This is a genomic window from Burkholderia sp. CCA53 (assembly GCF_001685525.1).
In the GTDB taxonomy this organism is placed as follows: domain Bacteria; phylum Pseudomonadota; class Gammaproteobacteria; order Burkholderiales; family Burkholderiaceae; genus Burkholderia; species Burkholderia multivorans.
The window spans coordinates 807,417-819,725 of record NZ_BDDJ01000001.1 but is presented as its reverse complement, the minus strand read 5'-3'; the positions used below and the strand labels follow the sequence as shown (position 1 = coordinate 819,725).

The window sequence follows — 12,309 nt, the reverse complement described above, 5'->3', positions numbered from 1 at the left end:
GGATCGGCGCATGAGCTACGAATCGGACCTGCTGGTGTGGCTGCCGCATCTGACGCGGTATGCACGCGCGCTGACGGGCGATCGGGCCTGGGCGGACGATCTCGTGCAGGATACGCTCGAGCGCGCGCTGAACCGGCCGCCGCGCGATGCCGGCAATCTGCGCGCGTGGCTGCTGACGCTGCTGCGTCACCGCTTCATCGATCAGTTGCGCGCGCGGCATGAAGTGGCCGTCGACGACGCGACGGCGCCATGGCAGACGCTCGCCGCGCCGCCCGGCGACGTGGGCGGCCTGATGCTGCGCGACGTGCAGCGCGCACTGTACCGGCTGCCGGTCGAGCAGCGCGAGGTGCTGCTGCTGGTCGCACTCGAAGAGCTGAGCTACCGCGATGCCGCGCGGGTGCTCGGCGTGCCGGTCGGCACGGTGATGTCGCGGCTGTCGCGCGCGAGAGAGCAGATGCGGGCGCTGCTGTCCGGCGAACCGGCCACGCATGGCACGGCCGCGTTACGGGTGATCGGGAAGACATGATGGACGAGTCGCGTACACCTTCGGACGGTCGGGACGACGAAGCGTCGGCGCAGCTGTTGTCGGCGCTGCTCGACGGCGAGCTGTCCGCGCACGAACGCCGCGAGATACTCGAACGTCTGCAGTCGGATCCGCGCGAAGCGGACCGGTTCGCGCATTACCGCGCCCAGCGCGACGCACTGCACGCGTTGTTTCCGCTGCCGCCCGCCACGTCGGCGCTGTTCGTGCAGCGCCGCGCATCGCGCCGGCCCAGATTCGTCTACGCGCTCGCGGGGCTCGCGGCAGGGCTGCTGATCGGCATCGCGCTGCACGCGGGCTGGACCGCACTGCGTACCGCTCCGGAATTCGCTACGCGCGCCGATGCGGCGTACGCTGTCTATGCGGCAGACCGCGATCATCCGGTGGAAGTCGATGCGCGCGACCCGGACCGTCTGGCCGTGTGGCTGTCCGCGCGGCTCGGGCGGCCGGTGCGTGCGCCGTCGCTCGGCGAATACGGTTACGCGCTGCTCGGCGGCCGTCTGCTGCCCGGCGATGCAGGGCCGGCCGCACAACTGATGTACCAGCGCGCGGACGGCGACCGCGTGACGCTCTACATGACCGCCTACGACGCGCGGCGCGTGGCGCCGCAGCCGTTGTCGGCCGAAGGTCGCTACACGTATTTCTGGTCGGATCGCGGCATGGGTTATGCGCTGTCGGGCGGTGGCGACGAGCGGCGCGTTCGCGAACTCGCGATCGAGGCGTGCGGCGCACTCGGCGGACCGGTCGGCGCGTGGAGCGGCTGACGCGCGCTCGCACGGAGCGAACGATGAAAGCGATGGCGGCGGTATGGGCAGGGCTGGTTGTGCTCGCAGCAGGCACCGGATTTGCCCACGCGGACGACGATGCCCCGGTGCGCGTGCCGGTCGATCCGGACGGCGTACAGCGCGTGACGATCGTCGGCGGCAGTTATTTCTTCCGGCCGAACCACGTGATCGTGACGGCGCGGGCGCCCGTCGAGCTGACGGTGTCGGCGGAGCCGGGGATCGTGCCGCACAGTTTCCGGATCGATGCGCCGCAGGCCGGCATCGACGTGCGCACGGAACTCGCCACGACGCCGCGCACCTTCCGCTTCACGCCGACGCAACCGGGCCGCTTTGCCTACTATTGCACGCACCGGTTGCCGTTGTTCGGCAGCCATCGCGCGCGCGGCATGGAAGGCGTACTGGACGTCGAGGCGGCGCCGTGATCGCCGCGTTGCTGGCCGCGAGCCTGATAGGAGCGAGCATGACAGCCGATCCCGTGACCGTTGCGCAGTCGCAGTTCGACCACGTGCACTCGTACCGCGCGACGATCCGTTCGACCGCGAGAAGCGGCGAGCACACCGAAATCCGCTATGCCTATCTGAAACCGGGCTTCGTCCGGATGGACTTCGTGTCGCCGCACCACGGCGCGGTGCTCGCGTACGATCCTGACGACGGCAAGGTTCGGCTGCGTCCGTTCGGCGTGCATATGCCGCCGGCGCTGACGCTGGCGCCCGACAATCCGATGGTGCGCGACCGCAGCGGCCATCGCGTCGACCGGTCGGACATCGGCCAGCTGCTTCGCAACGTGCACGCGCTGCAGCAGGGCGGGGCGACGGTGAGCGAAGGCGAGGAGACGGTCGGCGGGCGCACGACGTTGCGCGTATCGGTGACGGGCGCGCCGGCGCAGGCGGTGGACGGCGTGCATCGCTACCGATTGTGGCTGGATACCGAGGACGGATTTCCGCGCAAGGTCGTCAGCTTCGCGGACGACGACGGCGAGCCGCTCGAAACGGTGACGCTCGACGACATCGAGCTCGACGTCGCGTTCCCCGAGCGTTTTTTCGCGCCCTGATCCTGATTCGACGCTGCGCAACGGCGCGCCGGAGGCTGCATGGCGGAATACCGGTTTTCGACGACGTGGCACGTGGACGCGCCGCTGATGGCCGTCTGGGATGCGATCTACCAGGTCGACCGCTGGCCCGACTGGTGGAAGGGCGCCGTGCGGACCGTCGAACTGGAGGCCGGCGACGCGCGCGGCGTCGGGGCGCTGCACCGCTATACATGGAAAGGCGCGCTGCCGTACCGGCTGACGTTCGACATGCGCGTGCGGCGCGTCGAGCCGCCGCACGTGCTCGAAGGCCGCGCGAGCGGTGCCATCGAAGGCGACGGCCGCTGGTCGTTCGTCGCCGACGGCGCGCGCACGGTCGTCCGCTACGACTGGCACATCCGCACGCACGCGCGCTGGATGAAGTGGCTGGAACCGATCGCGCGGCCGCTGTTCACATGGAATCACGATGTCGTGATGCGCGACGGCGCGAAAGGCCTCGCGCGGCTGCTGGGCGCGACGGTCGAGACCGACGGCCGGACGTTCCGGCCGCTCGAGGGCTGCCCGGAAGCGTGACGCCGACGCCAGCCGGTCGCGTCCCGCCGGCAGGGCCGACGCACTTTTTTCAACGTACGCGAAATAGTGCGGAACTCGCCGCGGTCCTGCTGTCCAATCGGGGAACGATGATCGGGGAATCCCCTAACACGGGCCGCCGCCGGTTTCGCATCGAATCTCCATCCCGTTGTTTCAAAAGGATTTTTCTGCATTTTCCTGCCTTCCCGCGCGCCCGACGCGGCGCAAAAAAAGCCCCGGTATCTCTTCTTGAATTTGTCAAAACCCGTCCATATAATTAGCACTCGCTGCACGAGAGTGCTAACAATTCTCTGCCGGGCCTCTGGCCGGGCAGGTTCCCTAAGCGTTCTTCAATCTCAGTCAAGAGAGGAGTGAATATGAACCTTCGTCCTTTGCACGATCGCGTGATCGTCAAGCGCCTGGATCAGGAAACCAAGACTGCCTCGGGCATCGTGATCCCCGACGCAGCTGCTGAGAAGCCGGATCAAGGCGAAGTCCTGGCCGTCGGCCCGGGCAAGCGCGACGACAAGGGCGCCCCGATCGCACTCGACGTGAAGGTCGGCGATCGCGTGCTGTTCGGCAAGTACGCGGGCCAGACCGTCAAGGTCGACGGCCAGGAGCTGCTGGTCATGCGCGAAGAAGACATCATGGCCGTGGTCAACGCGAAGTAAGCGTCCACAACGGTACATATTCCCAAGAATTCAAGGAGTTAGAAGATGGCAGCTAAAGACGTCGTATTCGGCGATTCGGCCCGTGCGAAGATGGTCGAAGGCGTGAACATTCTCGCCAACGCAGTGAAGGTCACGCTGGGTCCGAAGGGCCGCAACGTCGTGCTCGAGCGCAGCTTCGGCGGCCCGACGGTCACGAAGGACGGTGTGTCGGTCGCGAAGGAAATCGAGCTGAAGGACAAGCTCCAGAACATGGGCGCGCAAATGGTCAAGGAAGTTGCTTCCAAGACCAGCGACAACGCAGGCGACGGCACGACGACGGCAACCGTCCTCGCGCAATCGATCGTCCGCGAAGGCATGAAGTACGTCGCATCGGGCATGAACCCGATGGACCTGAAGCGCGGTATCGACAAGGCCGTTGCAGCTGCCGTCGAAGAGCTGAAGAAGATCAGCAAGCCGTGCACGACGAACAAGGAAATCGCGCAAGTCGGCGCGATCTCGGCGAACAGCGACTCGTCGATCGGCGATCGCATCGCTGAAGCGATGGACAAGGTCGGCAAGGAAGGCGTGATCACCGTCGAAGACGGCAAGTCGCTTGCCGACGAGCTCGACGTCGTCGAAGGCATGCAGTTCGACCGCGGCTACCTGTCGCCGTACTTCATCAACAACCCGGACAAGCAAGTCGCCGTCCTCGAGAACCCGTTCGTGCTGCTGCACGACAAGAAGGTCTCGAACATCCGCGATCTGCTGCCGGTGCTCGAACAAGTCGCGAAGGCAGGCCGTCCGCTGCTGATCATCGCTGAAGACGTCGAAGGCGAAGCGCTCGCTACGCTGGTCGTCAACAACATCCGCGGCATCCTGAAGACCGTTGCGGTCAAGGCGCCGGGCTTCGGCGATCGTCGCAAGGCGATGCTGGAAGACATCGCGATCCTGACCGGCGGCCAGGTCATCGCGGAAGAAACCGGCCTGACGCTCGAGAAGGCAACGCTGGCAGAACTGGGCCAGGCGAAGCGCATCGAAGTGGGCAAGGAAAACACGACGATCATCGACGGTGCAGGCGAAGCGGCGAACATCGAAGCGCGCGTCAAGCAAATCCGCACGCAGATCGAAGAAGCGACGTCGGACTACGACCGCGAGAAGCTGCAAGAGCGCGTGGCGAAGCTGGCCGGCGGCGTGGCAGTGATCAAGGTCGGTGCTGCGACCGAAGTCGAAATGAAGGAAAAGAAGGCACGTGTCGAAGACGCGCTGCACGCAACCCGCGCTGCCGTTGAAGAAGGCATCGTCCCGGGCGGCGGCGTTGCGCTGATCCGTGCACGCACCGCGATCGCATCGCTGACGGGCGCGAACGCTGACCAGAACGCCGGCATCAAGATCGTGCTGCGCGCAATGGAAGAGCCGCTGCGTCAGATCGTCACGAACGGTGGCGAAGAAGCGAGCGTCGTCGTGGCGGCCGTTGCTGCAGGCAAGGGCAACTACGGCTACAACGCAGCGACGGGCGAGTACGTCGACATGGTTGAAGCCGGCGTCGTCGACCCGACCAAGGTCACGCGCACCGCACTGCAGAACGCAGCTTCGGTTGCCGGCCTGCTGCTGACGACGGACGCAGCCGTCGCAGAACTGCCGAAGGAAGATGCACCGATGCCGGGCGGCATGCCGGGCGGCATGGGCGGCATGGGCATGGACATGTAATCGACTTCGGTCGATGAAGTCCGGAGCGCGCAGCGATGCGTGCTCCAGCCAAATAAAAAGGTTCATCGAGGATTACCGGGGAACGCGGCGCGAATCTTGAGGAAGAAGTATTCGTCGTCGCGGTACCCGTAAGCTCGACGCTTGATGACCTTGATGGTGTTGTTGATGCCTTCAACGATGCTGGTATTGAGCGGATGGCGGCAGCGAGTCACGATGCCGTGCCAGTAGCCCTGCAGACGCTCGGCGAACTTTTGCAGGGCCGCGATCCCACTTTGCTGAGCCTGCTCGAACCATTGTTCCCAAGCCTTTTGCGCCCAGGCCGGCTTTCGGTAGAACCAGAGCCGCTTGAGCTCGTCACGTAACACGTAGACGCATAACAGCGCCTGATTGGCCGCCAGCAATTCCTTCAGGTGCACGGCCTGATCCGGCTTGAGGTTGTGGCGGTTGCGCAGCAACAGCCAGCGGCTGGACTTCAGAACCTTGCGGGCTGGCTTGTCATGTCGGAGTTGATTGGCCTGATCGACCCGCACCCGATCGATCACTTCGCGGCCGTACTTGGCCACGACGTGGTACAGGTCGAAGACGATTTCCGCCTGCGGACACTGTTCCCTGATTTCGAGTTCATAGGCCGTGGTCATGTCGATCGCGACCGCTTCGATACGCTTGGCCGCGCCTTCGGGAAGCTGTTCGAAGAAGGCCCGGGCCGTCTCACGCGAGCGTCCCGGTCCGATCCAGAGTACTTGCCGGCTGATCGGGTCGACCACCACCGTGGCGTAGCGATGACCTTTATGCAGCGCGAACTCGTCCATCGCCAGATAGCGGATCGTTGACCAATCGGGCTCGCTCACGCGCGCCCGCAGGCGCATCTTGTCGATCGATTTGACCGTGTGCCAGCCCAGATCGTAGAAGGCCGCCACCGCCTGCACGCTGGCCGCTTGCAGCAGTTTCTCGCAAGCCTTGGCGAAGCGCTCCGTCACTCTCTGGTAACGGCCCAGCCACGCCAGCTTCTCCAGTCGCGGGCCGCCGCAGCGTTCGCACCAGACCCGGCGACGAGGCACATGCAACACCACTCGGTATTCGAATAGCGGCAAGTCACGCACCCGACGAACCGTCGTCTCGTGGATCCGCTGGCAGCGTGCCCCACATTGCTCGCAGTACATGATCTTGCCGACCGGCTTTAAATACAGCGACAGCGTACGGCCTTCGCCTTCCGGCCATTCCACACGCTCCAGCCGGTAACCCGTCCAGCAGCCCAGTGCCTCAAGTGCTTTGCGATCGAGCAATTGCCTCTCCTGACGTCCTTAAAGTCAGGCGTCAGGTTACGCAATCGCTCTCAAACCCTCCACGGTTTCCTGCGATGAACCAATAAAAAGACCCGCAGCGATGCGGGTCTTTTTTTATCTGTGCGCGGCGCGAAGGGGACGGCCGGCGGCGGCCGAATCAGCGCGATCCGCGAAGGGCCGCGCGCGGATTCAATGCCGATGCGACGTCCGCGGCAGCGGTTCGACCGCGGCGGCCGGCGGCGCATCGGCGTCCTCGTTGCTGCGCGCCCAGAAGAAGCGGTCAGGCAGATACGCACCCATCCCGGGCCGGAACGCGTCGCGTACCGCCTGATACAGATATTCCTGCGCTTCGCGCACGGCCTCGGGCGGCTCCTGGCCGTTCGCGAGCAGCGCCGCGATCGCCGCGCCGAGCGTATCGGTGATGCCCATCAGCCGGTGCGGCGAGCGGTCCCACATGTCTTCGCGCAGCTGGCCTTCCTCGCCGTACAGCGTGTTCACGAGCCGGTGCGAGCCCGTTTCCGACGACAGGATGTATTCGCAGCCCTGCGACAGCAGATGCGACACGGCCGCATCGAGATTCGGCGCTTCCGCATCGCCGTCCGGCTGCGCGAGCGCGATCAGCGTCGCGTGATCGGCGACGAGCAATGTCGTCTGCGGTGCGAGCAGATCGGCGATCGACTCGCGCAGATCGTCGGCGGCGAGCACGTGCTCGTCGTCGAGCGTGAAGTCCGGCGCGAGCACCAGCGGTACGCCGTCATAGTCGGCGACCACTTCGGCGATCGCGCTGACGACTTCCGCGCGCGTCGCGGCGCCGATCTTGAACGCGGCGACCGGCATGTCCTCGAGCAGCATGCGCGCCTGCGCGGCGACGATGTCGGGATCGAGGCCGGTCACTTCATCGCAGGCAGCCGAGTCGCGCACGGTATAGCCGGTGAGGACGGACACGCCGTGGCAGCCCATGCTCGCCAGGGTCATCAGATCGGCTTGGAGGCCGGAGCCGCCGGTGGGATCGGACAGGCCGAAGGTGAGGACGATCGGAGGGGCGTTGCTGGACATGGAAAAAAGGGCAAGAAAAATACGGGGAAGCGACGGAGGTGCGGCGGCAGCAGGCGACGGGCCGTCGGGCCCCGTGTTGCCCGGCAGGCCGCACTGTGCGCCCATTATGCGGTGGAATCCGGCCGATACGACGGATTTTTTAGCGCAGCACAACGTAGTCGCTGCACTCCAGCGCGATTGCTAGGCAGTCCGGCCCCGACACGGTACCATCATGGCTCCCGAATTTACCGACTTTCCCGACGCGGCTTAAGATGGAATACAAGAGCTGGATGTGCCTGATTTGTGGCTGGATTTACGACGAAGAAGCCGGGCTGCCGGACGAGGGCATTGCCCCGGGCACGCGCTGGGAAGACGTTCCGATCAACTGGACGTGTCCTGAATGCGGCGCCCGCAAGGAAGACTTCGAAATGGTCCAGATCTGATCGGACCTTTGCCGCACGGACACTCCGCTTTGGCCTCGCGCGGGTCCGGCGCTCGCGCGCCGCGGCCCGCGCGAGCGGCTTGACGACCCCACGCGCGCGTGTCCATGACGTCCGAACCGGCGACCGTTCCCCCTCCTGATGCATTGCCCAATCCGCGCGGCGGCGCCGTGCGCGCGGCCGACGCGGCGCTCGCCGCCGCGGCCGATGCAGCCCATGCAGCCGAACGGCACGCCGATGCCGCGGCGCCGCTCGCCGAAGCGGCGGCCGTGCTGGCCGAAGCCGGCTGGCTGCCGGCCGCAAGATTCGCGGGCCAGCTGGCTGCCGGCGCGCCGTTCGCGGCGACGGCAGGCGAAGCGGACGTCGCCGCGTGGCGCGCCGCGCTGCGCGATTTCCGTGCGGCCGTCGGCCGGCACAATCTGCGCGAACTCGCGTGCTCGCCGGTCCTGTTTGCCCATTTCCGTACGCTGCGCGCGCTGACGGGCGGCGGTGTGCCCGCGGCCGTTCCGCTCGACGCGCTGGCCCTCGTCGGCCGCGCGGTGCCGGCCGCGTCGCTGCGTGCGCTGCCGGACGGATTCGCGGCCCGCGTGCGCGCCCGTTATGAACAAGCGCTGCTCGGCGCGCTGCGTGCGGAGAATCCGGCATCCGGCCCCGCACTCGACGAACTCGACGCGATCGCCGCCGCGCTCGCCGACGATACGCCGTACGACTTCTGGCGCCTCGCCGCAGCGTGCATGCGCGCGCTGCGTGCGAGCGGGGCGCCCGATCTGAAACGCTTTCTGGCGCGCACGAACTTGCTGCTTGCCGAACACGCGAACGGGCGGCCATACGCACCGCCCGATCTCGTGCGCGAAACGGTTGCTCTGTTGTGGCGCGATTTCGCGCTGTTCGGCGCGGCGGCCGAAGACGCCGCGCTCGTCGACGTGCTGCACGACTATGGGCTCACGGTCGACTGGCACGTGGCCGGCACGCCCGGCTCCGAAGCGCTGTGGGAAGCCGATGCGGCACGCGCCGAGCATGACGCGCTCGCCGCCGCACCGACGCGCACGCTCGGTGTCGTGACCGTCAACGCACATGCGTATGAGGATTTCCTGCAGACCGCCGATGCGTCGATGTCCGACCTGTCGGCCCATCCCGCGGCCGCGGATGCCGGCGCGGCATGGCGCGCGTCCGCCGCCGCGTACCGCGTTGGCGCGGCCGCTTGCGCGCTCGGGCTCGGCCACGCAGCGCTGCTCGCCGATACGCTAGGCCTCGCATGGCGCCGCGCCGCGCACGGGCTGCCGCTCGCCGGCAGCGCACGCGACGCGCATGCGCGCGCGGCCGACATGCTGCGCGCCGCACTGCTGAAGATTGCGGCCGGCGTCGCGCCGCCGGACCTCACGGCGGGGTCCGAAGCGCTCGGTACGGCGCTCGGCCGGCCCTGAGCGGAACGCCGGCCGGCATGGCGCGGCGGCCATGCCCGGCGCCGCTGCAACGCGCTCCCGACAGCGCCCGCGCGCGTGTTAGAGTGCCGTGTAATCGCGCGCGTCATTGCCAGCGCGTCGCGATGTTGCTCGTTGATCGCGGCCCGGTCAGGCCGCAGCGTCTTTGCTAAAATTCAAACCATGTCAAAGCCTTCCGATCGCATCAATCTCACCAACCAGTTCCTGATCGCCATGCCCAACATGGCCGATCCGACGTTCTCGGGAACGGTGGTCTATCTTTGCGATCACAGCGAGCGCGGTGCGCTCGGCCTCGTCATCAATCGTCCTACCGATATCGATCTCGAATCGCTGTTCAACCGGATCGACCTGAAGCTCGAGATCGAGCCGCTGCTGCACATCCCCGTGTACTTCGGCGGCCCCGTGCAGACCGAGCGCGGCTTCGTGCTGCACGAGCCGGTCGAGGGTGCGAACTACAGCTCGTCGATGTCGGTGGAGGGCGGGCTCGAGATGACGACGTCGAAGGACGTGCTCGAGGCGGTCGCAACGGGCACCGGCCCGAAACGCTTCCTGTTGACGCTCGGCCATGCAGGCTGGGGCGCCGGGCAGCTCGAGGAAGAGATTTCCCGCAACGGCTGGCTCACGGTGGCCGCCGATCCGCGCATCGTGTTCGACACGCCGGCCGAAGAGCGCTTCGAAGCCGCGCTCGGTCTGCTCGGCGTCAGTTCGTCGACGCTGTCCGGCGAAGCAGGGCACGCATGAGCGGCACGAGCGCGCGCGATGCGACGCTCCTGGCGTTCGACTACGGCGAGAAGCGAATCGGTGTCGCGATCGGCAATGCGCTGACGCGCTCCGCGCGCGCGCTCGTCGTGATCCCCAACCTGAACCGTGAACACCGCTTCAAGGCCGTCGGCGAACTGCTCGCCGAATGGCGGCCCGATGCGCTCGTCGTCGGGCTGCCGATGCATCCCGACGGCACGCCGCACGACATGACGCAGCAGGCGAAGCGCTTCGGCAACCAGCTGAACGGCCGCTTCGGGCTGCCCGTCACGTGGGTCGACGAACGCTATTCGTCGGTCGAAGCCGAGGCCGGGATGCGCGAGCGCAACGTGCGCGGCCGCGCACGCGCCGACATGCTCGATGCCGAAGCCGCGCGCGTGATCCTTCAACAGTATCTCGATCAATTGTCCGACCATGAGCCCCATTGACGCCGAGGCGCTGTACCGCGCCCTGCTCGACCAGATCCGTGCCGCGTACGGCACCGCGTTCGCCGAATCGGGCGGCCCGCGGCTCGCCGGCATCTACAGCGGCGGCGCCTGGCTTGCCGAGCGCCTCGCGCGCGATCTCGGCGCGCCGGCGTTCGGCGTCGTCAACGTCGCGCTGCATCGCGACGACTACGCGAAGAAGGGGCTGCACAGCCAGGCGAGCCCGACGTCGCTGCCGTTCGACGTCGACGGCGCGCGCATCGTGCTCGTCGACGACGTGCTGTACACCGGCCGCACCGTGCGCGCCGCGCTGAACGAACTGTTCGACTACGGCCGTCCGGCTGCCGTCGAACTCGCCGTGCTCGCCGATCGCGGCGGACGCGAGCTGCCGGTCGCCGCGCGCTTTGCCGGCGGCACGCTCGACGTGCCGGCCGGCGCGACGCTCGTGCTCGCGCGCGACGATTCGCAGTTCACGCTGAACGTCGAGGCGCAAGCCGCCTGAACGACCGCGAAACCGTATCCCGGGCCGCCGGTTCGCGCCGCGGCCCGTTTGCATAGTTGGAATCACGCACACCATGACCACCGACACCACTGGCCGCACCGGCAATCCCGCGGCGGCCGCGAGCCCCGAGCGGTTCCGCTACGGTTTCCTGAAGGGCAACCCGCAGCTCACGAAAAACGGCGAGCTCAAGCATCTGCTGTCGATCGAGGGCCTGCCGCGCTCGATCGTCAACCACATCCTCGATACGGCCGAGCAGTTCGTCAGCGTGACGGACCGCGAAGTGAAGAAGGTGCCGCTGCTGCGCGGCAAGTCCGTGTTCAACCTGTTCTTCGAGAACTCGACGCGCACGCGCACGACGTTCGAGATCGCCGCGACGCGCCTGTCGGCCGACGTGCTGAACCTGAACATCAATGCTTCCTCGACGAGCAAGGGCGAATCGCTGCTCGACACGATCAACAACCTGTCGGCGATGCATGCGGACCTGTTCGTCGTGCGTCATGCATCGAGCGGCGCGCCGTACCTGATCGCCGAGCACTGCGCGCCGCACGTGCACGTGATCAACGCCGGCGACGGCCGCCACGCGCACCCGACGCAGGGCCTGCTCGACATGTACACGATCCGCCACTACAAGCGCGACTTCACGAAGCTGCGCGTGGCGATCGTCGGCGACATCCTCCATTCGCGCGTCGCGCGCTCGGACATCCACGCGCTGACCACGCTCGGCGTGCCCGAAGTGCGCGCGATCGGCCCGCGCACGCTGCTGCCGGGCGGCCTCGAGCAGATGGGCGTAAAGGTGTTCCACAACCTCGACGAAGGGCTGAAGGGCGTCGACGTCATCATCATGCTGCGCCTGCAGAACGAGCGGATGAGCGGCGCGCTGCTGCCGTCCGCGCAGGAGTATTTCAAGACGTGGGGGCTCACGCCCGAGCGCCTCGCGCTCGCCGCGCCCGACGCGATCGTGATGCACCCGGGCCCGATGAACCGCGGCGTCGAGATCGACTCGCAGGTCGCCGACGGCCCGCAATCGGTGATCCTCAACCAGGTCACGTTCGGCATCGCCGTGCGGATGGCCGTGATGGGCATCGTCGCCGGCAACAACGACTGAGCCGCTTCGCGCCTCCTTATCCAGGCATTCAACGCATT

The 12,309-nt window shown here is 67.1% G+C and carries 15 protein-coding genes; 13 read left to right on the top strand and 2 right to left on the bottom strand.

Annotated features, from left to right (window positions below):
* The first annotated feature begins 10 nt into the window (after positions 1-10).
* The 7 genes from BCR55_RS03825 to groL all read left to right on the top strand — a co-directional run bounded on the left by BCR55_RS03825 (position 11) and on the right by groL (position 5,280).
* Positions 11-526, top strand: a complete 516-nt coding sequence (locus BCR55_RS03825; protein ID WP_048995272.1) for a sigma-70 family RNA polymerase sigma factor — start codon at positions 11-13, stop codon at positions 524-526.
* Positions 526-1,305 (top strand): anti-sigma factor, encoded by a 780-nt coding sequence (locus BCR55_RS03820; protein ID WP_083211769.1) that lies wholly within the window; start codon positions 526-528, stop codon positions 1,303-1,305. Before BCR55_RS03825 ends, BCR55_RS03820 begins: the two co-directional genes overlap by 1 nt.
* A 23-nt stretch (positions 1,306-1,328) precedes the next feature.
* Entirely contained in the window at positions 1,329-1,748 is a 420-nt protein-coding gene (locus tag BCR55_RS03815; protein WP_065494906.1) for a quinol oxidase, read from the top strand.
* Positions 1,749-1,786: 38 nt separating this feature from the next.
* On the top strand, positions 1,787-2,377 hold the full coding sequence (locus BCR55_RS03810; protein ID WP_083211768.1) for a DUF1571 domain-containing protein: 591 nt from the start codon (positions 1,787-1,789) through the stop codon (positions 2,375-2,377).
* 39 nt (positions 2,378-2,416) lie between these two features.
* A complete protein-coding gene (locus BCR55_RS03805; RefSeq protein ID WP_006406354.1) occupies positions 2,417-2,926 on the top strand; it encodes an SRPBCC family protein in 510 nt (169 codons plus the stop codon).
* Between the two features lie 374 nt (positions 2,927-3,300).
* Positions 3,301-3,594, top strand: a complete 294-nt coding sequence (gene groES, locus BCR55_RS03800; RefSeq protein WP_006400974.1) for a co-chaperone GroES — start codon at positions 3,301-3,303, stop codon at positions 3,592-3,594.
* Positions 3,595-3,639: 45 nt separating this feature from the next.
* Complete coding sequence (gene groL / locus BCR55_RS03795; RefSeq protein ID WP_006400973.1) at positions 3,640-5,280, top strand: chaperonin GroEL; 1,641 nt, start codon at positions 3,640-3,642, stop codon at positions 5,278-5,280.
* Positions 5,281-5,342: 62 nt separating this feature from the next.
* Here the strand turns inward: groL and BCR55_RS03790 are convergent, their stop codons facing one another.
* Together BCR55_RS03790 and BCR55_RS03785 are read right to left on the bottom strand one after the other, a co-directional pair.
* A complete protein-coding gene (locus tag BCR55_RS03790; protein ID WP_006397282.1) occupies positions 5,343-6,563 on the bottom strand; it encodes an ISL3 family transposase in 1,221 nt (406 codons plus the stop codon).
* A 189-nt stretch (positions 6,564-6,752) separates the two neighbouring features.
* Positions 6,753-7,619, bottom strand: coding sequence for a hydroxymethylpyrimidine/phosphomethylpyrimidine kinase (locus BCR55_RS03785; RefSeq protein WP_012467504.1), 867 nt, complete (start codon positions 7,617-7,619; stop codon positions 6,753-6,755).
* Positions 7,620-7,870: 251 nt separating this feature from the next.
* On the opposite strand from BCR55_RS03785, the gene BCR55_RS03780 reads away from it, so the two are divergent.
* From BCR55_RS03780 to BCR55_RS03755, 6 genes are all read left to right on the top strand, one after another.
* Complete coding sequence (locus BCR55_RS03780; RefSeq protein WP_006400971.1) at positions 7,871-8,041, top strand: rubredoxin; 171 nt, start codon at positions 7,871-7,873, stop codon at positions 8,039-8,041.
* Between the two features lie 104 nt (positions 8,042-8,145).
* A complete protein-coding gene (locus tag BCR55_RS03775; RefSeq protein ID WP_065494201.1) occupies positions 8,146-9,462 on the top strand; it encodes a hypothetical protein in 1,317 nt (438 codons plus the stop codon).
* A 180-nt stretch (positions 9,463-9,642) separates the two neighbouring features.
* A complete protein-coding gene (locus BCR55_RS03770) occupies positions 9,643-10,221 on the top strand; it encodes a YqgE/AlgH family protein (RefSeq protein WP_006400969.1) in 579 nt (192 codons plus the stop codon).
* A complete protein-coding gene (ruvX, locus tag BCR55_RS03765) occupies positions 10,218-10,667 on the top strand; it encodes a Holliday junction resolvase RuvX (RefSeq protein ID WP_006400968.1) in 450 nt (149 codons plus the stop codon). Before BCR55_RS03770 ends, ruvX begins: the two co-directional genes overlap by 4 nt.
* Positions 10,654-11,166, top strand: coding sequence for a bifunctional pyr operon transcriptional regulator/uracil phosphoribosyltransferase PyrR (gene pyrR / locus BCR55_RS03760; RefSeq protein WP_059875438.1), 513 nt, complete (start codon positions 10,654-10,656; stop codon positions 11,164-11,166). The genes ruvX and pyrR overlap by 14 nt, the downstream gene beginning before the upstream one ends.
* A gap of 73 nt (positions 11,167-11,239) precedes the next feature.
* On the top strand, positions 11,240-12,271 hold the full coding sequence (locus BCR55_RS03755) for an aspartate carbamoyltransferase catalytic subunit (protein ID WP_006400966.1): 1,032 nt from the start codon (positions 11,240-11,242) through the stop codon (positions 12,269-12,271).
* Positions 12,272-12,309 lie beyond the last annotated feature (38 nt).